The sequence below is a fragment of the Burkholderia torrens genome, from assembly GCF_984668525.1.
In genome coordinates this window covers 2662922-2686745 of the sequence record NZ_OZ480211.1, presented here as the reverse complement: position 1 = coordinate 2686745, position 23824 = coordinate 2662922, and the positions used below count along the sequence as shown (strand labels likewise).

General features: G+C 64.3%; 21 protein-coding genes, 2 tRNA genes, 2 pseudogenes and 1 other annotated feature. Of the genes and pseudogenes, 14 read left to right on the top strand and 11 right to left on the bottom strand.

What is annotated here, in order from left to right; genetic code table 11:
- Nucleotides 1–341 precede the first annotated feature (341 nt).
- Nucleotides 342–2099: an ABC transporter permease gene (locus tag AC5LXX_RS12410; protein ID WP_493409640.1), complete on the top strand. Its 1758-nt coding sequence runs from the start codon at nt 342–344 to the stop codon at nt 2097–2099.
- Nucleotides 2100–2121: 22 nt separating this feature from the next.
- On the top strand, nt 2122–3459 hold the full coding sequence (locus AC5LXX_RS12405; RefSeq protein ID WP_124452859.1) for an ABC transporter ATP-binding protein: 1338 nt from the start codon (nt 2122–2124) through the stop codon (nt 3457–3459).
- A 54-nt stretch (nt 3460–3513) separates the two neighbouring features.
- Here AC5LXX_RS12405 and AC5LXX_RS12400 read toward each other — a convergent pair whose 3' ends face one another.
- Entirely contained in the window at nt 3514–4008 is a 495-nt protein-coding gene (locus AC5LXX_RS12400) for a hypothetical protein (RefSeq protein WP_124452861.1), read from the bottom strand.
- Complete coding sequence (locus AC5LXX_RS12395) at nt 4005–4556, bottom strand: hypothetical protein (RefSeq protein ID WP_493409639.1); 552 nt, start codon at nt 4554–4556, stop codon at nt 4005–4007. The genes AC5LXX_RS12400 and AC5LXX_RS12395 overlap by 4 nt, the downstream gene beginning before the upstream one ends.
- Before the next feature lie 288 nt (nt 4557–4844).
- On the opposite strand from AC5LXX_RS12395, the gene AC5LXX_RS12390 reads away from it, so the two are divergent.
- From AC5LXX_RS12390 to AC5LXX_RS12380, 3 genes are all read left to right on the top strand, one after another.
- Entirely contained in the window at nt 4845–5042 is a 198-nt protein-coding gene (locus AC5LXX_RS12390; RefSeq protein WP_493409638.1) for a hypothetical protein, read from the top strand.
- 138 nt (nt 5043–5180) lie between these two features.
- Nucleotides 5181–6602, top strand: coding sequence for an alpha,alpha-trehalose-phosphate synthase (UDP-forming) (gene otsA, locus AC5LXX_RS12385; RefSeq protein ID WP_493409637.1), 1422 nt, complete (start codon nt 5181–5183; stop codon nt 6600–6602).
- Nucleotides 6595–7188, top strand: a complete 594-nt coding sequence (locus tag AC5LXX_RS12380) for an AAA family ATPase (protein ID WP_493409636.1) — start codon at nt 6595–6597, stop codon at nt 7186–7188. The genes otsA and AC5LXX_RS12380 overlap by 8 nt, the downstream gene beginning before the upstream one ends.
- Before the next feature lie 30 nt (nt 7189–7218).
- Here AC5LXX_RS12380 and AC5LXX_RS12375 read toward each other — a convergent pair whose 3' ends face one another.
- Entirely contained in the window at nt 7219–8586 is a 1368-nt protein-coding gene (locus tag AC5LXX_RS12375) for an MFS transporter (RefSeq protein WP_493409635.1), read from the bottom strand.
- A 166-nt stretch (nt 8587–8752) separates the two neighbouring features.
- Nucleotides 8753–9133, bottom strand: coding sequence for a DUF5594 family protein (locus AC5LXX_RS12370; protein ID WP_124452873.1), 381 nt, complete (start codon nt 9131–9133; stop codon nt 8753–8755).
- Between the two features lie 117 nt (nt 9134–9250).
- Here AC5LXX_RS12370 and AC5LXX_RS12365 point away from each other — a divergent pair, with 117 nt between their 5' ends.
- Complete coding sequence (locus AC5LXX_RS12365; protein WP_059233504.1) at nt 9251–9652, top strand: hypothetical protein; 402 nt, start codon at nt 9251–9253, stop codon at nt 9650–9652.
- Nucleotides 9653–9845: 193 nt separating this feature from the next.
- Here the strand turns inward: AC5LXX_RS12365 and AC5LXX_RS12360 are convergent, their stop codons facing one another.
- Nucleotides 9846–10160 (bottom strand): hypothetical protein, encoded by a 315-nt coding sequence (locus tag AC5LXX_RS12360; protein WP_493409634.1) that lies wholly within the window; start codon nt 10158–10160, stop codon nt 9846–9848.
- Between the two features lie 143 nt (nt 10161–10303).
- Here AC5LXX_RS12360 and eco point away from each other — a divergent pair, with 143 nt between their 5' ends.
- Complete coding sequence (eco, locus tag AC5LXX_RS12355; protein WP_493409633.1) at nt 10304–10804, top strand: serine protease inhibitor ecotin; 501 nt, start codon at nt 10304–10306, stop codon at nt 10802–10804.
- A gap of 36 nt (nt 10805–10840) precedes the next feature.
- On the opposite strand, the gene AC5LXX_RS12350 is transcribed toward eco, so the two are convergent.
- Complete coding sequence (locus tag AC5LXX_RS12350) at nt 10841–11464, bottom strand: TetR/AcrR family transcriptional regulator (protein WP_493409632.1); 624 nt, start codon at nt 11462–11464, stop codon at nt 10841–10843.
- A 115-nt stretch (nt 11465–11579) separates the two neighbouring features.
- Here AC5LXX_RS12350 and AC5LXX_RS12345 point away from each other — a divergent pair, with 115 nt between their 5' ends.
- A complete protein-coding gene (locus AC5LXX_RS12345; RefSeq protein WP_493409631.1) occupies nt 11580–12320 on the top strand; it encodes an SDR family NAD(P)-dependent oxidoreductase in 741 nt (246 codons plus the stop codon).
- Nucleotides 12321–12362: 42 nt separating this feature from the next.
- Here AC5LXX_RS12345 and AC5LXX_RS12340 read toward each other — a convergent pair whose 3' ends face one another.
- On the bottom strand, nt 12363–12695 hold the full coding sequence (locus AC5LXX_RS12340; RefSeq protein ID WP_493409630.1) for a hypothetical protein: 333 nt from the start codon (nt 12693–12695) through the stop codon (nt 12363–12365).
- A 252-nt stretch (nt 12696–12947) separates the two neighbouring features.
- Here AC5LXX_RS12340 and AC5LXX_RS12335 point away from each other — a divergent pair, with 252 nt between their 5' ends.
- Nucleotides 12948–14300, top strand: a complete 1353-nt coding sequence (locus tag AC5LXX_RS12335) for a right-handed parallel beta-helix repeat-containing protein (RefSeq protein ID WP_493411127.1) — start codon at nt 12948–12950, stop codon at nt 14298–14300.
- A 149-nt stretch (nt 14301–14449) separates the two neighbouring features.
- Here AC5LXX_RS12335 and AC5LXX_RS12330 read toward each other — a convergent pair.
- Nucleotides 14450–14526: transfer RNA gene (locus AC5LXX_RS12330), tRNA-Met, on the bottom strand.
- A 565-nt stretch (nt 14527–15091) separates the two neighbouring features.
- Here AC5LXX_RS12330 and AC5LXX_RS12325 point away from each other — a divergent pair.
- The 3 genes and pseudogenes from AC5LXX_RS12325 (at nt 15092) to AC5LXX_RS12315 (ending at nt 18356) form a co-directional block, all read left to right on the top strand.
- A complete protein-coding gene (locus tag AC5LXX_RS12325; RefSeq protein WP_493409629.1) occupies nt 15092–16165 on the top strand; it encodes a ParA family protein in 1074 nt (357 codons plus the stop codon).
- Nucleotides 16165–16845 carry a RelA/SpoT domain-containing protein gene (locus AC5LXX_RS12320; RefSeq protein WP_493409628.1) on the top strand — a complete coding sequence of 227 codons (681 nt, stop codon included), beginning with the start codon at nt 16165–16167 and terminating at the stop codon, nt 16843–16845. Before AC5LXX_RS12325 ends, AC5LXX_RS12320 begins: the two co-directional genes overlap by 1 nt.
- A gap of 270 nt (nt 16846–17115) precedes the next feature.
- Nucleotides 17116–18356, top strand: a pseudogene (locus AC5LXX_RS12315) (IS3 family transposase).
- Nucleotides 17408–17524 (top strand) — a sequence feature (AL1L pseudoknot). (Overlaps the previous pseudogene by 117 nt.)
- Before the next feature lie 716 nt (nt 18357–19072).
- Here the strand turns inward: AC5LXX_RS12315 and AC5LXX_RS12310 are convergent.
- The 3 genes and pseudogenes from AC5LXX_RS12310 to AC5LXX_RS12300 form a co-directional block, all read right to left on the bottom strand.
- Nucleotides 19073–20283 (bottom strand): annotated as a pseudogene (locus AC5LXX_RS12310) (tyrosine-type recombinase/integrase).
- Nucleotides 20284–20443: 160 nt separating this feature from the next.
- Nucleotides 20444–20518, bottom strand: a tRNA-Arg gene (locus tag AC5LXX_RS12305).
- A gap of 150 nt (nt 20519–20668) precedes the next feature.
- Nucleotides 20669–20851 carry a rubredoxin gene (locus AC5LXX_RS12300; RefSeq protein ID WP_034190709.1) on the bottom strand — a complete coding sequence of 61 codons (183 nt, stop codon included), beginning with the start codon at nt 20849–20851 and terminating at the stop codon, nt 20669–20671.
- A gap of 198 nt (nt 20852–21049) precedes the next feature.
- On the opposite strand from AC5LXX_RS12300, the gene AC5LXX_RS12295 reads away from it, so the two are divergent.
- Both AC5LXX_RS12295 and AC5LXX_RS12290 read left to right on the top strand, forming a co-directional pair.
- Nucleotides 21050–21454 carry a DUF4399 domain-containing protein gene (locus tag AC5LXX_RS12295; RefSeq protein WP_124452886.1) on the top strand — a complete coding sequence of 135 codons (405 nt, stop codon included), beginning with the start codon at nt 21050–21052 and terminating at the stop codon, nt 21452–21454.
- 266 nt (nt 21455–21720) lie between these two features.
- Nucleotides 21721–23670: an ATP-binding cassette domain-containing protein gene (locus AC5LXX_RS12290; RefSeq protein ID WP_493409627.1), complete on the top strand. Its 1950-nt coding sequence runs from the start codon at nt 21721–21723 to the stop codon at nt 23668–23670.
- Nucleotides 23671–23824 lie beyond the last annotated feature (154 nt).

The window sequence follows — 23824 nt, the reverse complement described above, 5'->3', positions numbered from 1 at the left end:
TGCGGCTGGCGGGTTCCCGACCGGGCCGGATCACGGCATAATTCGGGCCTGCTGCCGGCCGAAGGTCTCGGGCCGGGCTGCGCCATGCCGCGCACCAGCCGTCCGCCCGCGCGTCGGGCACGAGCCGTGCGCCGCCCCCGGACGGTTGTACCTGAAATACAGGTTGGTGTAGTGTCGTGCCGTCGCGGGCCGACTCGCCCGGGATCGCGGGCGCAGCTTGCACGCACGGCGCATCGCGCGTGCGCGAGATCGTCAGTCAATCGAATTACCGCGCCCGTGCGCTTTGCCATGAATCAACATCGACTGCCGGCTTCGTTCGGCCTTACCGGGGAGGGCGCCTGATGGACGTCGGATTCTTCAATCCGAACCGGACCGCCAACGCGTCCGCGTGGCGCGTTCTGCCGAACCGGTGGGACTTCATCGCGTTTCCGCTGATCATCTGCCTGATCGCGATGGCGGTCGTCGGTTTCCACGAAACGATGGCGCCGATCGGCGTGCTGCAGACGCAGAAGATCTCGCTCGATCCGTCGAACCTGCCCGAATACGCGTTGCGCACCACGCTGCGGATGCTCGCCGCGATGGTCGCGTCGCTCGCGTTCACGCTCGTCTACGGCACGCTCGCGGCCAAGAGCCGCCGCGCGGGCATGGTCCTGATCCCGATCCTCGACATCCTGCAGTCGGTGCCGGTGCTCGGCTTCATCTCGTTTACCGTCACGTTCTTCCTCGCGCTGTTCCCGAGCCGCGTGCTCGGTGCCGAGCTCGCGGCGATCTTCGCGATCTTCACGAGCCAGGCGTGGAACATGACGTTCAGCTTCTACCAGTCGCTGCGCACGGTGCCGCGCGACCTCGACGAAGTGGCGCGGAGTTTCCACCTGACGTCGTGGCAGCGCTTCTGGAAGCTCGAGGTGCCGTTCTCGATGCCGGGCCTGATCTGGAACATGATGATGTCGATGTCGGGCGGCTGGTTCTTCGTCGTCGCGTCGGAGGCGATCACCGTCGGCAACCAGACCATCACGCTGCCGGGCATCGGCGCGTATCTCGCGCAGGCGATCTCGGACAAGAACCTCGGCGCGATCGGCTGGGTGATCGTCACGATGACGGTCGTGATCCTCGCCTACGACCAGTTCCTGTTCCGTCCGCTCATCGCGTGGGCCGACAAGTTCCGGATGGAGAACACCGCGTCGGGCGATGCGCCGCAGTCCTGGCTGCTCGACCTCGTGCGCCGCACGCGCCTGATTCATCAGTTGCTCGTGCCGGCCGGCTGGTTCTTCGCGAAGGCCGCGCGGATTCCGCTGCGCCTGCCGCTGTCGGGCGCGATGCGCTTCTCGCTGCCGAAAGTCGAGAAGAAGGCGTCGCGCACCGTCGACATCACGTGGGCGATCCTCGTGCTGCTCGGCACGGCCTATATCGTGTGGCGCGTCGTCAGCTTCGTGTCGACCGGCGTGACGATGGCCGAGGTCGGCCACGTGATCGTGCTCGGGCTCATCACGCTGCTGCGCGTGGTCGTGCTGATCACGATCGCGTCCTTGATCTGGGTGCCGATCGGCGTATGGGTCGGGCTGCGCCCGAAGCTGGCCGAGAAGCTGCAGCCGCTCGCGCAGTTCCTCGCCGCGTTCCCGGCGAACCTGCTGTTCCCGGTGTTCGTGATCGTGATCGCGCGCTTCCACCTGAACGCCGACATCTGGCTGTCGCCGCTGATCGTGCTCGGCACGCAGTGGTATATCCTGTTCAACGTGATCGCCGGTGCGACCTCCTACCCGAACGACTATCGCGAAGCGGCGACGAACTTCCGCATCCGTGGCTGGCAGTGGTGGCGGCAGGCGATCCTGCCCGGCATCTTCCCGTACTACGTGACGGGCGCGATCACCGCGTCGGGCGGCGCGTGGAACGCGAGCATCGTGTCGGAAGCCGTGCAGTGGGGCAACACCAGGATCGAGGCGCATGGCCTCGGCGCGTACATCGCGCAGACCACGGCTGCCGGCGATTTCCCGAAGATCATCCTGGGCATCGCCGTGATGTCCCTGTTCGTCACCCTGTTCAACCGCCTGCTGTGGCGCCCGCTGTATGCCTTCGCCGAAGCGAAGCTGCGGCTCGACTGAGTCCGATTGAGAGCGAAACGCGATGCACAATCCGAATGCTGTAAACGCCCCCGTCCAGACGTCCCAGCCGCCGCGCCTCGGTGAGGAAATCCTGCGGGTCGATCACGTCTGCCGCGGCTTCAACAAGACGCAGGGCGAACTGCTCGTGCTCGACGATGCGAACCTGTCGCTGCGCGAAGGCGAGATCGTCGGGCTGCTCGGCCGTTCCGGCTCGGGCAAGTCGACGCTGCTGCGCATCATCGCCGGCCTGATCGAGCCGACCGGCGGCGAAGTGACCTACCTCGGCAAGCCGCTGAGCGGCCCGGCCGAAGGCGTCGCGATGGTGTTCCAGACCTTCGCGCTGTTCCCGTGGCTTACCGTGCTGCAGAACGTGGAAGCCGGGCTGGAAGCGCTCGGCGTCGGCGCACGCGAGCGGCGCGAACGCGCGCTCGCGGCGATCGACCTGATCGGCCTCGACGGTTTCGAGAACGCGTACCCGCGCGAGCTGTCGGGCGGCATGCGCCAGCGCGTGGGTTTTGCGCGTGCGCTCGTCGTCGACCCGACGATCCTGCTGATGGACGAGCCGTTCTCGGCGCTCGACGTGCTGACGGCCGAGACGCTGCGTACCGACCTGCTCGACCTGTGGACGCAGGGCCGCATGCCGATCAAGTCGGTGCTGATCGTCACGCACAACATCGAGGAAGCCGTGTTCATGTGCGACCGGATCCTCGTGCTGTCGTCGAACCCCGGCCGCGTGATCGCCGAGATCAAGGTGCCGTTCAAGCACCCGCGTAATCGTCTCGACCCGGCGTTTCGCAAGCTCGTCGACGACATCTACGCGAAGATGACCGCGCGCCAGACCGGCGAAGCGACGAAGAAGGGGCTCGAGCTCGGCAGCTGGCTGCCGCAGGTGTCGACCAACCTGATGGCCGGCCTGATCGAAACGCTCGCGATGGCGCCGTACCACGGCCGCGCGGACATGCCGGAAATCGCGCGCACGCTGCATCTGGAAGTCGACGACCTGTTCCCGATCGCCGAAGTGCTGCAGTATCTCGGCTTCGCGGACGTGCGCGAAGGCGACGTGTTCCTGACGCCGCCGGGGCGCGTGTTCGCGGAATTCGGCACGCAGGAGCGCAAGCTGATGTTCGCGGATCATCTGCTGAAGCACGTGCCGCTGGCTGCACGGATCAAGAAGGTGCTGAACGAGCGCCCGGGCCATCGTGCGCCGCGCGTGCGCTTCGAGCAGGAGCTGGAGGATTTCCTGTCCGACGGCGCGGCCGAGGAAACGCTCGACGCGGTGATCGACTGGGGCCGTTACGGCGAGATCTTCTCGTACAACGACCAGACCGAGATCTTCAGCCTCGAGGACGTCGAGTCCTGAAATCGGCGGGGCCGCGCGGTTTCCTGAACGGCGAGGGCGCCGCGCACCGCGCCGTTACTGCAGATTCCCCCACCGGTCGACCGCCGGTTCCGCCGACGCCCACTTCCAGTGCGTGCCTTGCTGGCACGCATTCGCGAAATACCAGCTGGCCTTGTCGCCGTCCTTCACCGAGAACGTGAATTCCTTGCACAGCGCGAGCGGCGTCGAATAAGCGCGCGCGACGCGCACTTCGCCTTCGCCGTTTTCCAGCGGCAGCGTGTTCTTCACCTTCCACGGCTTCACCTCGCCGACGGCCAGGCTGCCGGCCACCTTCGCGATCGCATCCTGCTGGTTCTGATGGAGCTGCTTCATCGTGCGGTTGACGGCCTCGTCGGTCGCGGCCTGCACGGCGATCCCGACGCCGACGCCGACCGCCGGGTTCGCGGTGACGAGGCCCGTCGCCGCGCCGGCCAGTGCGCCGCTCGCGGCGCCGACCGAGCCGCAGCCCGACAGCGCGGCCGTCGCCGCGCACAATGCGCCGATGGCCGCGAGACGGATCGCGACGCTCATTGCAGCGCGCCCCAGCGTTCGGTCGCCGGCTCGGCCGAGGCCCATTTCCACACGGCGCCGTCGCGGCAGAGGGTCGCGACGTAGAACGCGGATTGCGCGGCCTTGTCGGGTTTCGCGGGCGTGTCGACCGCGAACACGATTTCCTTGCAGTCGAGCGGGCCGACGCTGATCATCCGGCTCACCGTCACGCGGCCCTGTTCGTCGTCCTCGATCGGGAACGAGTGGTGCGTCGACCACGGCGCGACGCCACCGACGTCGAGCGGGCCGGCCGCCTTCGCGATCTGTTCCTGTGTGTAACGGTGTGCGACGCGCTGCGAGTACTGGACGCCGGCCCGCGCGCCGGCCACGGCGCCGAGGCCGATGCCCGTCGCGACGGCAGCGTTGTTCGTGACCTTGGAAGCGATCGCGGCGCCCGCGATACCGGCGCCGGCTGTCGCGCCTTCGCTGTACAGCGAGTTGCAGCCCGACAGCAGTGCGGCCGTGGCGATGACGGCCAGCACGACGCGCGCCGGCATGGCCCGACGCGACGATTCGAAACGAATGTTCATCCCTGAGTGCAAGTCCTGTCTGGGTGAGCGGCGGCGCATGCACGCCCTGATGCCGCATCATTGTTTCGCAATTGTCATAGGAAAACTGCAAAGCTTTGACAAATCGCCGGCCGGCATGCCGCGTGCGCACGCGCGGCGCTATTGTCGGATAGATGATTGGCGAGGGGTCGAAACGTTACAAATTGAAGGTAATTGTTACCTTGGCGTGCAAGGAACCGACCTAGACTGTTTTGTTATGGAATGTTTCTACGACGGCCTCGAGCCGCGCCGCACATGAGACACCCAGCCATGCGTCGTTCAAAACGGTTGTCGCATCAGCCACCTGACACGGGGGCAGACCGCCCGCGTCCGCAGACCGACGCGCCGTCGGAACCGCCTGCCGGCGCGCCCGACGAGACGCCGTCCGACGGCGATCACAACCAGGGCGGCGCTCGCCCGGAAGGGCTCGACTATCAACGCGATCTCGGCCAGGAGCAGGACGCTTGATGTCGTCGTCGCCGCATTCCATCGCCGTATTTCATTGCATTTCTCGGAACTGAATCGCCGCACGGCCGCCTTCGGGCAGCCGTGCCCGCTTGGGCGCGCGTCGCGCGCCAGCCAATCGAATCGAGGAGGGGAAGCCGCATGAGCAGATTGATCGTGGTATCGAACCGTGTCGCCGCCGGCGAGGACACGCGCCCGAGCGCGGGCGGCCTGGCCGTCGGCGTGATGGATGCGCTGAAGGAAAGCGGCGGCGTCTGGTTCGGCTGGAACGGCGAGATCGTCGGTGCGCCCGACGCCGAACCCGCGATCCAGCGGGACGGTAACGTCACGTACGCGACGGTCGGGCTGACCCGGCGCGACTACGATCAGTACTACCGCGGTTTCTCGAACGCGACGCTGTGGCCGGTGTTCCATTACCGCGGCGATCTCGCGCGCTTCGATCGTCAGGAGTACGCCGGTTATCTGCGCGTGAACGCGATGCTCGCGAAGCAGCTTGCCGCGCTGCTGCGGCCCGACGACCTGATCTGGGTACACGACTACCATTTGCTGCCGTTCGCGCATTACCTGCGTGAGCTCGGCGTGAAGAACCCGATCGGCTTCTTCCTGCACATCCCGTTTCCGTCGCCCGACATGCTGCGCCTCGTGCCGCCGCACGAGGAACTCGTGAAGTTCATGTGCGCGTACGACGTCGCGGGCTTCCAGACCGAGGCCGACAAGCAGGCATTTACCGACTACATCGAACGGCGCGGGATCGGCGCGGCAAGCGACGACGGGATGCTGCACGCGCACGGCCGGGTCGTGAAGGTCGCCGCCTATCCGATCGGCGTGCATCCCGACGCGATCGCGCAGGCGGCCGTCCAGTACGGCACGCGCAAGCCCGTGAAGATGCTGCGCGAGGCGCTCGACGGCCGCAAGCTCGTGATGAGCGTCGACCGTCTCGACTACTCGAAGGGGCTCGTCGAGCGCTTCCAGTCGTTCGAGCGGATGCTCGCGAACGCGCCGGGCTGGCAGGGGCGCGTGTCGCTGTTGCAGATCGCGCCGCCGACGCGTTCCGATGTGCAGACCTACCAGGACATTCGCGAAACGCTCGAAGGCGAAGCCGGCCGCATCAACGGCCGTTTCTCGCAACTCGACTGGACGCCGATCCAGTACCTGAACCGCAAGTACGAGCGCAACCTGCTGATGGCGTTCTTCCGGATGTCGCAGGTCGGCTACGTGACGCCGTTGCGCGACGGGATGAATCTCGTCGCCAAGGAGTACGTCGCATCGCAGGATCCGGCCGATCCGGGCGTGCTCGTGCTGTCGGAGTTCGCCGGTGCGGCGGCCGAGTTGACCGGCGCGTTGCTCGTCAATCCGTACGACCTGTCGCAGATGGCCGAGGCGCTGGAGCGTGCGCTGTCGATGCCGCTCGCGGAGCGGCAGGCGCGTCATGAGGAGAATCTCGCGCGGCTCCGTGACAACGACCTGTCGGTCTGGCGCGACACGTTCGTCGCCGACCTGCGCAGTGTCGCGGCGGCTGCGTCGGTCACGCAGCGTGCGGGCCGGCGGGTTGCGCATGCGTGAGTTCGCACCGGGCGCCGGTGCCGAGGACGAAGCGACGGAAGCTGCCGTCGGCCGCTTCTTCGTCGTGACGGGCGGCCCGGGTTCGGGCAAGAGCACGCTGCTCGATGCGCTCGAACGTGCCGGCTTTGCGCGCTCGCAGGAAGCCGGGCGCGGCGTGATCCGCGACCAGATGGCCATCGACGGCCGCGCGCTGCCGTGGCGCGACCCGGCGGCGTTTGCCGAGCTGATGCTGAGCTGGGAGATGCGTTCGTATCACCTCGCGCGGCAGGCGCGCGGGCCCGTGTTCTTCGATCGCGGCGTGCCGGACGTGGTCGGCTACCTGCGGCTGACGGGCCTGCCGGTTCCCGCGCATGCGGAAGCGGCGGCCCGCCGTTTCCGCTATCACCGGCGCGTGTTCATCGCGCCGCCGTGGCCCGAGATCTACGCGCAGGACACCGAGCGCCGGCAGGATTTCGCGGAGGCCGAGCGGACCTACGACGCGATGGTCGATTGCTACACGTCTTATGGATACCGGTTGATCGAGTTGCCGCGCGTCGGCGTAAAGGCGCGCGTGCGCTTCGTGATGGACGCGCTCGACGCCGCGTGACGCCCGTCGCGCGTGCGGCGCGTGGCCGCGTCAGGTCGTCGCGTCCGGCCGTGGCGACGTGATGCGCAGCATGCTCACGACGGCCGCCACCGCCGCGAATGCCGTCGCGACATAGAGCGCGATCGTCGGCCCGCGATCGGGCGACAGTCCGAAAATCAGGGCGACCAGTGCCGCGCCGAGCGTCTGGCCGGTCAGGCGCGCGGTGCTCAGCATGCCGCCCGCGCCGCCGCTGCGCTCGCGCGGCGCCGACGACAGCATCGCGCGGTTATTCGGCGACTGGAACAGCCCGAAGCCCGCGCCGCACAGCGCCATCCGCCACACGATGTCGACGGTACCCGGATGCGCACCGATCGTCGCGAGCGACAGCAGTCCGGCCGCGAACAGCGCAAGCCCGATCCCGCCGAGAATGCCGGCCGAATAGCGGTCCGACAGCACGCCCGCGAGCGGCGCGGCGAACACGATCACGAGCGGCCACGGCGTCATGTAGAGGCCGGTTTCGACCTGCGAGAAGCCGAGCGAATTCTGCAGCCAGAACGGCAGCGCGACGAACGCGAGCATCTGCGACGTGAACGACGCCATCGACGTGTAGATCGACAGCGCAAACATCGGGATGCGCATCAGGTCGACGGGCAGGAGCGGCGCCGGCTGCGACAACTGGCGCTTCACGAAGAAATAGCCGACGACGAACGCGACCGCCAGTTCGGCCGCGACGTATGCGTGGCCCTCGCCGTGGCCGAGTCCGTCGACGGCCGTGATCAGCAAGCCGAACACGCACGCATTCATCAGCGCGCTCGGGAAATCGTACGGCGCGTCGTGCAGCGGGTTGGCCGGCAGTGCGCGCACGCTGCCGAGGACAGCGGCGATGCCGATCGGCACGTTGACCGCGAACAGCCACGGCCACGATGCGAACGACAGGATCGCAGACGCGACCGTCGGCCCGATCGCCGACGACAGCGCGACGACCATCGCGTTGATCGACAGCCCGCGCCCGAGCATCGACGACGGATAGATCATCCGCACGAGCGCCGCGTTGACGCTCATGATGCCGGCCGCGCCGAATCCCTGGATCACGCGCATCACGGCCAGCATCGGCAGCGAGCCGGCAAGGGCGCAGCCGAGCGAGGCCGCGGTGAACAGCGCGAGCCCGGCGATGTAGATGCGGCGATAGCCGATGCGCTCGCCGAGCGACGCGAGCGGCAGCAGCGTGATCGTGACCGCGAGCTGGTACGCGTTGACGATCCAGATCGACGCGGCGTCGGATGCATGCAGGTCGTGCGCGATCGTCGGCAGTGCGACGTTCGCGATCGCGCCGTCGAGCACGGCGAGCGTGATGCCCAGTGCGACGCAGACGATCGCCCAGTAGCGTTGCGGAAGCGGCAGGCCGGTATCGGCGTTCATGACGGGAGCGAGAGCGTGGTTGTCCGCGCGCCCGCTTGCCGGTTGCGTGCGCAACCATGCGAAAAGGGTGGAGGCGGCGATGAACGGCCCGGCCGGCGCGGCTGCACCGGATCGGGGCCGGTCGAGTGTATCACCGGGCCGCGTGACGTGACGCCGACCCGCGCACTCAGCCTTCGAAGTCGAGACCGCCGAGCCGCACGAGCGGTTCGGCCTGCGTGCGCGACGCGAGATCGATGTCGCGTGCGCCCTGCCATGCACCCAGCTTCTTCGGCAGCGCGGCGAGGTAGTGCTCGAAGCGCTGCGGGCCGTCCTGCGACATCAGCCGCTCGATTTCGTCGGTGTCCCAGGTCAGCTCGAGATTCAGCGGATGCTCGAAGCCGCTCACATGCTCGTGCGGCGCGCTGCGGATCTGCACGCGCGTCGGATGCCCGTGGCCGCCGTACGGGACGACGTCGGTCAGCACGTGCTCGGCGAAGAAGGCGGCGATGGCCTGCGCGATGCGCGGTGCGAATTCGGTATCGAAACGGCGGGCGGTTTCGGGCTGCATGAAGGCGTCTCCTGTATGCCGAAAATCGTAGCACGGCGGCGCGGCGTTCCGGTGGGCGTGACACCGGTAATCGCGCGTTACCACTTGCTGCATCTATTACGGCCGCGTGCCGCCACAATGCATCGCATCCAGTACCACTTCGCGTGGGAGTCCATCATGAAAAAGATTGCCGCAGTGTGTGTCCTCGCCGGTTCGCTCGCCGTCGCGGGCCCGGCGTCCGCGCATGGCCGCGACGGCGGCGCCGTCATCGGCGCCTTGATCGGCGGCGCGGTGCTGGGCGCGATCGTGACGTCCGCGATGAATCCGCCCGTCGCGTATCAGGCGCCCGTGTACCAGGCACCGGCCTATCAGCCGCCGACGTACTACCAGGCGCCGGCCTACCAGCAGCCTGCGTATCCGACCTATCAGCAGGCGCAGTATCAGGACGACGGCCCGAACTATTGCTACGACCGCTATCAGCGCGCGTACGTGTGCGGCGCGCCGGTGCAGGGTGGCTACGCGCAGCCGGCCGGCTGGTAAGCAGGCGCACGCGACGCGTGAACGGGCAGGGCGCCGGCCGGCACCCGCCGACGTTCATGTCGCAGGACCGGACGGCAAAAGGCCCTCGCTTCATGCGAGGGCCTTTGCTTTTGTGCGGCTGTCCGTACGCTTGCGTGATCCGCGACCGGCCGTCGGCGGGCCGTGCGCGGATACAAACGGTTGCAAATGCGTGTCAGTGACGATGGCCGCCGCCGCCGTCACCACGCCCGCCGCCATCGTTCCAGTCGCCGTGGCGTCCGCCGCGTCCCCAGCCGTTGCCGCGGTTGCCGCGATCGCCGTCCCAGCGATGGTAGTCGCGCCGGCCGCGATCCCAGTCGCGTCCGCCGCCACCGCCCCAGATGTTGACCGTGCCGTACACGGGGGACGGTGCGTACGCGTAGCCGGGATCGGAATAGTAGGGCTGCCCGTAGCCGTATCCGGCGTCCGGGGCGACGACGCAGCCGGCCAGCAAGGTCGCGACGCCGGCGGCAGCAATGAGCTTCAGCATGATGTTCTCCGTTGGTTGCCGTATAAGTACCGCGCACGGGAACCGGCAGCTGTTTGCAATTGTGTCCGCAAATTACAGCCCCGTAAGGTCTTGATGCGAAAGTGTTAGCATCCGGGGCTCATTTGTTTTTCAGGAGCACATCGATGAAATTCGCGATCCGGGCCGCGCTGGCCGCTTTCTGCGTTACGACTGCCGCCGCGTGCATGGCGGCCCCCGCATCGGCGCCCGCCGTGCCGGCCGAGTCGATCAAGATGTTTCCGCAAGCGGCGGCCGGCCAGCAGCGCGTCGTGATCGGGCTGCCCGCACTCGAGAACGAAGGCGATGCGCGCGTCGAGCTGATGATCGGCAAGACGCTGCAGACCGATTGCAACCAGCAGTGGTTCGGCGGCGAGCTGACCGCCGAGGACGTAAAGGGCTGGGGTTACACGTATTACCAGCTCACCGACGTGAAGGGGCCGGCTTCGACGCTGATGGCGTGTCCGGGCCAGGCGCCGCAGCAACGCTTCGTGCAGGTGCGCGGCGACGGCCAGCTGCTGCGCTACAACAGCCGCCTGCCGCTCGTCGTCTACGTGCCGGACGGCTTCGAGGTGCGCTATCGTGTGTGGCATGCGTCGAAGGACGTGCAGCACGCAGCGAAGCAGTAACCTGCCGACGCGGTCGCGCGTGGCGATGTCCTGCCGCTACGCGCCGCCCATGCCGTGCGCGCCGACGAGCGCCGGCCATGCGGCCAGCGCGGCTTGCGCGACGGCCTCCAGATCGCGGCGGCTCGCGCCGTCGCGCGCCTGGATCGACATGCCCTGCTGAACCGTCACGTAGTACCGCGCGATCGCGTCGAGGTCTGCGTCCGCCGAGATCTCGCCGGTCGAGACGCCCTGCCGGAGGCGATCCCGCAACGCCTCGACCGTGCGCTCGCGCATCGCGATCAGCGTTTGACGGACCGTATCGGAACGTTCGGCAGGATGCAGCGCCGACAGCACGATCAGGCAGCCGGCCGGCTTCGAACGCCGCGTGAACACGCGCGCGGTATCCATCAGGTAGTTCCGTATTGCGTCGTGCGCGCTGCCGGCGTGTTCGACGCCATCCCAGATTTCCCGTCCCTCCGTGGCGCGGTAGTGTTCGAGCGCCTGCCGGAACAACGCTTCCTTGCTGCCGAACGCCGCATACAGGCTCGGCGACGCGATGCCCATCGCGGTCGTCAGGTCCGTCATCGACGCACCTTCGTAGCCGAGACGCCAGAACACCTCCATCGCGCGATCCAGCGCCGCTTCCTTGTCGAAGCTTCTCGGTCGGCCCCGTTCAGCCATTGCGTCCGTCCCTTCGTCGATTTCTGTATCGATCGATAAAATAAATCAATTGACTGTGGCGCGCAACTTGCCACATTCTGTGTCGGTCATTACATAAATGAGGAAAGGAACCGACATGAACCGACTTCAGGGCAAGCGTGCACTCATCACGGGCGGCAGCCGCGGCATTGGCGCGGCGATCGCGAAACGGCTGGCAGCCGATGGTGCGGATGTTGCGATCACGTACGAAAAATCGGCCGAGCGGGCGCGTGCCGTCGTCGCGAGCATCGAGGCGCTGGGCCGTCGCGCCGTCGCGATCCAGGCCGACAGCGCCGATCCGGTTGCGGTGCGCGACGCGGTCGACCGTGCCGCGGAGGCGTTCGGCGGGCTCGACATCCTCGTCAACAACGCGGGGATTTTTCGGGCCGGCGCGCTGGACGACCTCACGCTCGACGATATCGACGCGACGCTGAACGTGAACGTGCGCGCGGTGATCGTCGCGTCGCAGGCGGCGGCGCGGCATCTCGGGGAGGGCGGGCGCATCGTGTCGACCGGCAGTTGCCTCGCGACACGCGTGCCCGATGCGGGGATGAGCCTCTATGCGGCGAGCAAGGCCGCGCTGATCGGCTGGACGCAAGGGCTCGCGCGCGATCTCGGCTCGCGCGGCATCACGGTTAATATCGTGCATCCGGGTTCGACCGATACCGACATGAATTCGGCCGACGGCGAGCACGCCAGTGCGCAGCGTTCGCGGATGGCGATTCCGCAGTACGGCAAGGCCGATGACGTCGCCGCGCTCGTGGCGTTCGTCGTCGGGCCGGAAGGACGGTCGATCAACGGCACCGGGTTGACGATCGACGGCGGTGCGAACGCGTAAGGACGACGCCCGGCGTGATTCGGCCGGGCGGGGCGGTGTTCGTTAGCGGCAGCCGAGCTGCCGATGCTCGACTTCGAGGTCGGCACGCTTGTCATAGGCGCGCAGTTCGTTGCGCGGCTTGCCGTCCGGGCCCATCCCGCGCACGAGCTTGTGGCCGCGGTCGGGCGCGTGCGTGACCGCGTCGATGCCCGCGGCCAGTTCGCGGCAACGGGCGTCGGACGAGTCGCTTTCCTGATGCGGCGCGGCTGCGGTCGTGACGTTGGCGATGCCCGGGCTCACATAGCGCGGCTTGGCGGGCACCGTGCCGGTATCGGCGGCGTTCGCCGTGCAGGTCAGGGCAGAAAGTATGGCCAGCGCCGCGAGGGTTCGAATCATGGTCGTGTCCGGGTACGGGAAAAGGTTCGGGATTCTACGCAATGCGTGGTGCGAGTCCGTGCCGATTGGACGAAGTGCGATCGCATGTCGCATGTCACGTCGATGAATCGGAGAGGACCGCCAACGATTTGTGCGTGAGACATACAGTGCTGCGGGGCGGACGAAGGCCTCATTTACAAAGGTGCCGCGCGTACTTAGGATGGGGGCCATCTCGGGCTCGTCGGAAATCCTATGCGTACAGTCGATCGGGCGATGCTCGCCGCGCTTTGCCTTGGCGTCGCCGCGTGCGGCGGTGGCGGCGACAATGCGGCGCCGGCGCCGCAGACCGTTGTGGGCGCACCTGCCTCGTCCGCCGAACCTGCCAGCGCGGCCTCCGGCACCTCGCCTCCGTCGGCGACTCCCGCCGGTCCTGCGCCGGCGTCCAGTCCCGCCGGCACGACATCGGGCAACGCGCGCTTGCCCACGCAGGGTGCAAATTCCACGATCGTTGCGGACGTGACCGTCTATCCGGCCGCCGACGGCAGCGACCAGGCCGATGCGCTGCAAAAGGCATTCGACAGCCTGAAGGCCGGCCAGCGCCTGGTCATCGCGCCGGGGCGTTACGTCGTCGGGCATTCGCTCACGGTGGGCGTGCCGCAGGCGGTGATTTCCGGATACGGCGCGACGCTGGCCGCCACGAATCCCGCGGACCAGACGATCGTGATGAGCGGCACCGGTTCGACGCTCGTGGGCGTGACGCTGGCCGGCACCGGCACGACGCGGCTCACGACGCCGGCCTCGACCAAGGTCGAGGTGACGGGCACGGGCGTCCAGGTGCTGCGCGTGACGATCGACGGCGGCGCGAGTGCGGGGATCTTCGTGTTCGGCGGCAATAGTGTCGCGATCGTCGGCAATACCGTCCACGCGACGCTGGCCGACGGCATCCACGCGACCAACGGATCGATCAACGTGCTCGTGCAGGACAATACGGTGACGGCCACCGGCGACGACCTGATCGCCGTCGTCAGCTATCTCGGCGACGGCCGCCTCAGCAGCAACGTGCTGATCGACCATAACGCGGTGTCGGGCAACGCTTGGGGACGCGGCATTGCGGTGGTCGGCGGGCAGGCCGTGACGATCTCGAACAATACGGTCGACGGCGTGCAGAAGGCGGCGGGCATCCTGGTGGCGCAGGAGGACAGCTGGAACTCGTATGGTGCGTCGAACGTCGTGATTACCGGCAACGTCGTGACCAACATTCAGAATTCGACCGTGAACAACGGGCTGCAGCCGACGCAGCAGGCGGCGCTCGAACTGGACACGTCGACGGGCACGGTGACGAACGTCGCGGTGACGGGCAACAGTGTGTCCGGCTCCGGTTATGCCGGTTTCCGCGCGTATCGGAACGTGTGTTCTTTCAGCGTGACGGGGAATACGTTCTCGGCGATCGCTGGTGTGCCGGTGTCGCTGCTGGCGAACGGGTGTGCGGCGAGCCAGATGGTCGTCGATGCGAACCGGCTGGGGGACGGCAGCTTGCTGGCGCTGCCGTCGGGGGCGTCGGCGAAGGGGACGTTTGCCGTGACCGGTGCGGATGCGAGTTTGATGCCGCAGGTAAAGACATTCTGATCACTCGAGATCCCTCGCTTTTTCTGACCGCGGTAGCTACGGCGCAATGTTCCGCACGGGATCTGCGTTGTCGTGACGCAGCGGGTTTCCTGCACGGCAGCGACGACAAATAAAAAGCCCGCTTGCTGTCGCAAAGCGGGCTTCGATGTTGGTTGCGGGGATAGGATTTGAACCTATGACCTTCGGGTTATGAGCCCGACGAGCTGCCAGACTGCTCCACCCCGCGGCGCGAAGTGTACTTCAAACTGTTGCGGTGCGTCAAACGATTGGCGACATGGCCGTCGGCAGATGTACATGCACCGGCCGGGTGACGAGAAACGGCCGGTCGTGATCCTGCAGCCAGACGACTGGAGAAATGGCCGATGACGTCGAACCTCGAGACGGCGCGCGCGATGCGGCACTCACTTGGCGGACGAAATGTACGTGGTGGCGAAGTGATTCGGCGTTACGCCAAACTCACCGATGAGGCTTGCGGCATAAGGCCGGGATGGAGTGTCACTGGTCCCCCGACAGAATTCACGTCTGCTTGATGCAAAAGGGATCGCTGGTCAGATACAAGAAAAACACCCCCCGAAAAACCCCCACGTGATTCTGATCATGGGGAGCAGCGACGCTCGTTGCGGCTGCCATTCGGGTTGCTGTCATCGACGACCAGCGTACTTTGTCAGGCGGCAACGAGAACGCCATTTTTGCAGCTTGGACTGTACAATTTACCACTTCAGTCCTCGTGCACCGACGGCTGGGCCGGAGCACAGCGATTTTCCTTGGCGAGATCTATGAAAACAATATCCGTGTTCAACAACAAGGGTGGGGTGGGGAAAACCACTTTGACCTTTCATTTGGCTCACGCTTTCTCTGAGCTTGGTTTGCGCACGCTCCTGATTGACTTGGATCCTCAATGCAATTTGACGATCTTGAGCATGGATGCGGAAGAGTTGCATCGCATATGGCAGGAAGAAGATCCGTTTATTGAGGACTTCGAGGCGGCCAAGAATGCAATGTCTGCAACTGATTTTAAAGGAATCAGCTCGGCGCCGCGGTCGATTCATTTTATTTTGAAGCCGACGGAAGACGGTGTATCAGATTTGGATGATGTCAGTCCTCCGTGGAATCTTGCGCCATCGTTGGATCTTATTCCTGGTCGTTTGACGATGCACATGTATGAGGATCGACTCGCCAATCGATTCCCACAAGCATATCAAGGTGATCCTCTCGCTATTCGGACATTGACGAAATTTAGAAGTGTTGCGGAATCTTATGCGCAACGATATAAGTACGATATTGTAATTTTCGATACTTCGCCAAGCTTGGGTATGTTGAACAAGGTTATTATTTCGACAACCGATGGCCTTGTTATTCCTTGTATGCCGGATATGTTCTCGCTTTATGGCATCCGGAACATTGGTAATTCACTCCGTGCCTGGAAGAATCAATTTGATTCTCTCTACAGCCTTTTGTCGAAAGAGAAGCGGCGTCAGTTTCCTGATGAGTATGTCCGTCTCCTTGGGTATACGATTTATAACTCTAAGAAATATTCGAGTCGGAATAAATGGGATCTCGCCACTGCGCATTATAATTATGCAACTCAGATTCCGCCAACAATTAGGGAGTACATTAGCGAGCAAGTGCTTGGGCACTTGACCGAAGAGCAGCTGGACGAGCCGATTGGTGGAACGTCAGTCATGCACACTCATAATACTTTGCCGAATATGGCGCAGAAATATCACGTCCCGATGTGGAAGGTTCCGTCGTGCAAGACTTTGGAAACTGATGATATTTCGACGATTTTTGGAAATCGGACGACATACGAGGCTACTAAAGAAAAGTACGTGGGGTTTGCGGCTGACCTGTTGGCGAGGATGTAATGAGTGAAGTCATCTTAGATGATGAAGTCTTTTCTCCAATTCTTGATCGATATAAGAGTGATTTCGGTGATTTGGATATGTGGCGTCGTCACATTGTGGACTTCTTTAGTTTGCATCCGAAGGCGGCGACACATGTTCATTCTGTTAAATCTCGACTTAAAGACCCCGATCATCTTCGGGATAAAATTTCCAGAAAGTGGGATCCGGGCAATCCAATAACTCCGGATAACTTGCTTTCGAAAATCACGGATCTTGTTGGTGTTCGTGTGTTGCTACTGCATCAGCAAAAATTTTCGGCAATTAAGCAGGCGATTGACTTTAGATTGTCGAAGCGAGAGTGGTTCTTGGTGGAACCTCCGAAGGCATATACGTGGGATCCTGAGGCGAGAGGTTTTTTCGAGTCGCTTGGGTATGAGGTGCATGGCAAAGATAGCTTTTATACGAGTGTTCACTACGTCGTTCGGCAGTATGAGGAATCGCCGATTTGCTGTGAAATTCAGGTTCGGACGCTTTTCGAGGAGATCTGGGGCGAGGTTGATCATACGATTAATTATCCCGAGAAAACCGACAGTGCTAGTTGTCGTGACCAGATTCTTGTATTGGCGAAGCTGATTGGCGCCGGGAGTAGGTTGGTCGATTCCATTTTCGCTTCACACGAAACGGCTCGGGTTGGGTCGTAATCAGAGTCGATTTGACAACCGAAAGCGAGACGCTCCTTCGGGGGCAAGCTGGTTGCACCCCGATCATCCATAAAACGTATGCGGGTGTGCCGGCCTTAAGAATTAGGCCACCGCCGGATCTCGCAAGCGCATCAGAAGTGATTCGACCGCAGGTGTGAGTGGATCGGTCGCGCCTTCGCGGTCGTCGTATAGCGTGCCGACCACAAGCAAAACGGCCGACTGAACCGCACCGAATTTTGTGGAGGCTCGGATTCTTGAGAGAATCGAGCCATGAACAAGGCAACCAAGTTTTCCCCGGAAGTCCGGGAGCGCGCAGTGCGTCTGGTACGTGAGCAGCGTAGCGAACATCCGTCGATGTGGGCGGCGGTCGAATCGATTGCGCCGATGATCGGCTGTACGCCGCAGACGCTGCTGGATTGGGTCAAGCGCGAGGAGATCGATCGTGGGGAACGTGATGGCGTGAGCACGGCCGAGCGTGAACGCATCAAGGCCCTGGAGCGTGAGGTCAAGGAACTGCGCAGTACCAACTGCGCAGTACCAACGAGATTCTCAAGCTGGCGAGCGCGTTTTTCGCCCAGGCGGAGCTCGACCGCAGATTCAAGTCCTGAAGGCCTTCGTTGATCAGCATCGCGACACCTTCGGGGTCGAGCCGATCTGCAAGGTCTTGCGGATTGCCCCGTCGGGCTACCGGCGCCATGCTGCGCAGCTTCGTGACCCGTCCAAACGCTGCACTCGCGCCAAACGAGATGAGGTCCTGCAACCCGAGATCAAGCGTGTCTGGCAGGCCAACATGCAGGTCTACGGGGTGCCGAAGGTCTGGAAGCAGATGAACCGGGAGGGCATTGTGGTCGCACTCTGCACGGTCGGGCGGCTGATGAAGCTGCAGGGCTTGCGAGGCGCAGTTCGCGGAAAGCGAGTTCGCACGACGAATCCGGATACGAGTGCCCCGCGCCCGCTGGACCTCGTCAGTTCAAGGCTGAGCGGCCGAATCAGCTTTGGGTGTCCGACTTCACCTATGTCTCGACGTGGCAGGGTTGGCTGTACGTGGCGTTCGTGATCGACGTGTTTGCCCGTCGCATCGTCGGTTGGCGCGTCAGTTCGTCGATGAGCACGGACTTCGTTCTGGATGCGCTCGAACAGGCGCTGTACGCGCGCCAACCGGGCGACGATGGGACCTTGATACACCACTCCGATAGGGGGCTCAATACGTCAGCATTCGGTACAGCGAACGTTTGGTCGAGGCGGGTATCGAGCCGTCCGTCGGCAGCCGTGATGACAGCTACGATAACGCGCTGGCTGAAACGATCAACGGTCTCTACAAGACGGAACTGATTCATCGGCGCGCCCCTTGGAAAACGAGGGAATCCGTCGAACTGGCAACGCTGGAATGGGTCGTCTGGTACAACCATCATGGGATGATGGAACCGCTCGGCTATATCCCGCCTGCCGAAGCTGAGGCAAACTACTACAGGCAACTCAGAAATGCTGCTGAAGTGCCTGCATTAACTTAAACCAACCGGCCTCCACGATTCCCGGTGCGGTTCAGTTCACCATGCCATGCAGGGAAGGTTTAGACGGAGCGCCGGGGCCGGTAGGGCTATGGACAATGTCCCGCGACGCCGAACCCTCGCGATGTAGCAAGTTTGCTGCGGGCGCGCAGGGAGTGTGATGAAGTCGGGCTATAAGCAGACGTAGGGCGGTAGACCCCAGAACGTCAGTAATTCATGCAAAATCATGTCCGATCGACACTTTAAGAAAGTCTCCTCCATGAAAAATGCATATGCGTTTGTCGCATGCATTGTTGTGTCAATGCAGTCGATTGCGCAGCCACAACATTGGCCTTTGTTTACGGTTAGCGGGCCATATTGGACGTACCCAACGAATTTGCCTGGCCAGCACGATCCGTGTAACTCGAAGCCACTGTATACACGAGTCAAGCTTTCATTCGAGATGCGATGCGCGAGTTGGGACGAACGTCAGCACCGTCATTTCGGCATCGTGACTGGAGATGACAAAGACCGAGAAGGGCCAGAATATTCATTTCATGACCCCGTACTCTAACGACAAGACCGGTGAACTTGTCCTGCCCAGTTTGCGATAGATCCTCAAACGCGATGGATGAAGATCCGATGAGGGAAGGTAAGCGACCGGCACCTCGGCGAATATGCGGGCAACGGAGCCCCCCGCATCCATCGTTGGCAGCGAGAGGGCGGGTGACATTGGCTGGCTAACGGGCTGACGCGATACGGATTACCTCTGCTCCGGCTTTTAGGTGGTCGAGATGATCGCCCCATGCTTGCATCATTCGCCTGCGCTCTGGCAGATATTCAGCGTGGACGTAGGCGGCCGTCACTTGATTGCGCTCGGCGTGCGCCATCTGGCGTTCCACCACGTCCCGCCCGAAGCCGAGTTCGCGCAGAGCCGTAGCAGCCAGTCCGCGAAACCCGTGACCCGTCATTCGCGACTTGTAGCCCATGCGATAGAGCGCATAGAGCATCGTGTTGTGCGAAATGTGGCTTCGGCCTTGCACGCTGTAGAACACGAAGCGGTGCTGGCCGTTGATCGCGCGGAGTTGGGCGAGCACATCGAGTGCTTGTCGCGAGCGGCACGATGTGCGGGTCGCATCTTCATGCGTTCAGGCGGAACGCGCCACTCTGCAGCGGCCTCGTCAAACTCCGACCACTCTGCACGAATCATTTCCGTTGTCCGCACGAAGGTCAGCGCCATCAGGCGGAGCGCGAGCCGGGTGACTAGGTCGCCTTGGTAAGCGTCGATGTCACGCATGAGCTGCGGAATCCCCGTCGCCTTGACGCGGGCCATGTGCTGCACGCCGGGTCCTTTCTTCAAGACCGTCTGCGCATCGATGTCGGCCGCCGGATTCCTGGAGCATCGCCCGGTCATGATCCCGTACTGGAAGACTGCGCGAGAACGCTGGAGAATCCGCTTCGCCGTCTCGCGCACGCCGCGCGCCTCGACTTCGCGGACGATGCTGAGCATCTGCGGAGAATCAATCGCCGCGATCGGGCGAGGGCCGATCTTCGGGAACACGTCGACCTCAAGCGAATTCAGCACCTTCTCTGCGTAGCCGTCGCTCCAGCCCGGGCGCTGGGAGTCGAACCACTCGCGGGCTACCGCTTCGAATGAGTTGGCCGCCGCTATCTCGGCGGCCCGTCTTGCGTCCTTCTTCGCCTCGCCCGGATCGATGCCGGCCGCGATCTGCTCGCGGGCCTCGTCGCGCTTCTTCCGTGCCGTCGCAAGCGTGACGGCCGGATAGACGCCGAGGGCGAGCGTCTTCTGCTTGCCAAGGAAGCGGTAGGACAAGCGCCAGTGCTTCGCGCCGTTCGGTTGGACGAGCAAGAACATCCCGTTGCCGTCCGTCAGTTTGTATGGTGCCGCGCTGGCCTTCGCGTTGCGCACCTGTATGTCAGTGAGAGGCATTGTTGGTATTTTTGTTGGTATCTGCTGATACCAACAAAAATACCAACACTGTCTCCGGCTGTCACTGAGCAACGTTGGGTAACGACGGGCGCGAGAAGGCCGCCAGACGGGCTTGAGCGGGGAGTTTCTTGGTGATCTTGGGGGAGGTTTGGGGCTTGACTGGTCCCCCCGACAGGAATCGAACCTGTATCTAGCGCTTAGGAGGCGCTTGTTCTATCCATTGAACTACGGGGAGAGCCAAGTCCGGGCGATCGCGCGCAAAACGCGAACCGGACGGACGGCGGTGTGGACAGCGCGCAGAGTATAGCAAAGGCGCGGCGCGTCGGCGGGGCGGAATGCGCACCGACGCGCGTATCGCGTAATCAGCCGCGATCGAAACGGAAAATCAGAAATCGACGACGACGAAATCTTCCTTGCCCACGTCGCACAGCGGGCAGCGCCAGTCGGCGGGGATGTCGGCGAAACGCGTGCCGGCCGCGATGCCTTCGTCGGGCAGTCCTTCCGCTTCGTTGTACACCCACCCGCAAATCAGGCAGACCCAGCTCTGGTATTCGGTTACTTCGCTCATGTAGCGCTCGGCAAAATGAAAATTCGGTGATGCCGTCCGCAGCCTCGCCGGCGGACGAAAGGCGCAATGGTACCGGAATTTCGCCGAACACCTCCGCAACGTCGTTTTAAACGTACGCATCGCGAACAACCGGCGTCGTCGCATGGGGTGGGCATGCAGTGTATGCTTCGTGGGCCTGTCAATCTGTAGGAGGAAAGGATGTTCAACAAAAAGTGGATCGCGGGTGCAGTGTGTGTCGCGGCGCTGGCCGTGTCGACGCTCGCGCGTGCCGAAGCGCGCGTGTTCTTCGTCGAGCCGCAGGACGGCGCGACGGTGTCGAGCCCCGTGCACGTGAAGTTCGGTCTGGAAGGCATGGCGCTCAAGCCGGCCGGCGACATGACGCCGGATACCGGCCACCATCACCTGCTGATCGACGGCAAGCCGGTGCCGAAGGGCGACGTGATCCCGGCGAGCGACCATTCGCTGCATTTCGGCAAGGGCCAGACCGAAACCGACGTGAAGCTGGCGCCCGGCCAGCACACGCTGACGCTGCAGCTCGGCGACGGCGCGCACCGTTCCTACGGTCCCGAAATGAGCTCGACGATCACCGTCAACGTGAAGTAATTGCACCCCCGCGCGGGCGCCCGGTGCGCCGCGCGCGGAATGGCCGATCGGCCGGCCGCGGCGTATCGGGCCGGCCTTTGTCCATTCGTGCAGGCATGCAACCTGCACGGCCGGTACCCAGCCGGAAACCGGCCGCCAGCCGTTCATCGCACCGCGCCTGCGCGTGTCGCGCGCCGATTGTGGCGCTCGTCCGTCCGGCCAAGCCGGTGCCGGCCGCCGCGACCGGTACAATGGGCGCTTCCGATTCCTCTCTTCGCCGTCTCCCCATGTCGCTCTATTCCATTACCGGCGCGCAGCTCGCGTTCGGTCACGTCGCGTTGCTCGATCACGCGGATTTCTCGCTGGAAGCCGGCGAGCGCGTCGGCCTGATCGGCCGCAACGGCGCGGGCAAGTCGTCGCTGCTGAAGATCGTCGCCGGCCTCGCGAAGCCCGACGACGGCCTGATCACGCGCCAGCAGGAACTCGTGACCGTCTACGTGCCGCAGGAGCCCGAGTTCGAACCGGGCGCGACGATCTTCGACGCGGTCGCGTCGGGGCTCGCGCATACGCGCGAACTGCTCGAAGAATTCGATTCGATCGCGCACCGCCTCGCGGATATACCGGAAGGCGCCGAGCACGATGCGCTGCTCGCGCGGATGAACGCGCTGCAATCGTCGCTCGACGCGCACGACGCGTGGAACTGGCGTACGCGCGTGTCGATGACGCTCGCGCAGATCGGCCTGGTAGACGGCGACGCGAGCGTCGACGCGCTGTCGGGCGGGATGCAGAAGCGTGTCGCGCTGGCACGCGCGCTGGTGCTGCAGCCCGACGTGCTGCTGCTCGACGAACCGACCAACCACCTCGACTTCGACGGCATCCGCTGGCTGGAAGAACTGCTCGTCTCGCAGCGCGCGGGGCTGCTGTTCATTACCCACGATCGCGCGTTCCTCGACCGCGTCGCGACGCGCATCGTCGAACTCGATCGCGGCCGGCTGCTGTCGTATCCGGGCAATTTCTCCGCCTACCAGACGCGCAAGGCGCAGCAGCTCGAAGTCGAGCGCGTGGAAAACGACAAGTTCGACAAGCTGCTCGCGCAGGAAGAAGTGTGGATCCGCAAGGGCGTCGAGGCGCGCCGCACGCGCAGCGTCGGCCGCATCGCGCGGCTCGTGCAGATGCGCAACGAGCGCGCGGAGCGCCGCAATTCGCAGGGCAACGTGAAGCTGGACGTCGCGCAGGGCGAGAAGTCCGGCAAGATCGTCGCGGAGCTGACCGACGTGACGAAGCGCTACGGCGGCCGCACGGTCGTCGACCGTTTCTCGACGACGGTCATGCGCGGCGACAAGATCGGCTTCGTCGGCCCGAACGGCGCGGGCAAGACCACGCTGCTCAAGCTGATCCTCGGCGAGCTGAAGCCCGACGAAGGCACGGTGCGCACCGGCACGAACCTGCAGGTCGCGTATTTCGACCAGATGCGCGCGCAGCTCGACCAGGACAAGAGCCTCGCGGATACGATCAGCCCCGGCAGCGAATGGGTCGAGATCGGCGGCGTGCGCAAGCACGTGATGAGCTATCTCGGCGATTTCCTGTTCGCGCCGGAACGCGCGCGCTCGCCGGTGAAGTCGCTGTCGGGCGGCGAGCGTAACCGGCTGCTGCTCGCGCGCCTGTTCGCGCGTCCGGCCAACGTGCTGGTGCTCGACGAACCGACCAACGATCTCGACATCCCGACGCTCGAGCTGCTCGAAGAGCTGCTGGCCGACTACGACGGCACGGTGCTGCTCGTCAGCCACGATCGCGCGTTCCTCGACAACGTCGTGACGTCGGTGATCGCGGCCGAGGGCGACGGCAAGTGGCGCGAATACGTCGGCGGCTTCAGCGACTGGCAGATCCAGAGCGAGCGTTCGGAGCAGCTCGCGCAGCAGGAAGCCGCGAAGCGCACGGTCAAGGAAGCGGCACCGCTGAAGGACGACGCGGCGAAGAGCGCTCCGGGCCGCAACGCGCAGCGCACGGTGAAGCTGTCGTTCAACGAGCAGCGCGAGCTCGATTCGCTCCCGGAGAAGATCGCCGCGCTCGAAGAGGAGCAGAAGACGATCAATGCGCGGCTCGAGGACGGCTCGATTTTCGCGAAGGATCCGGCGGAAGGCACGCGCCTGACGGAGCGCTTCGCGGCGATCGACGACGAGCTGCTCACCGCGCTCGAACGGTGGGAAACGCTCGAGGCGAAGCGCAAGCCGGCGTGACGCGTGCGGCGCGCGCCGATCTCGTGATTGGCGCGCCACGCGGAACCAGTAAAATACCGCGCGTTCAGGGCCGCGCAGCGCACGCCGCGCGCCCGCTTTCGGAGCAGTCCAAGCACACCGTTGTTTCGATTCGCTTTTTTACGGAACTCAACGT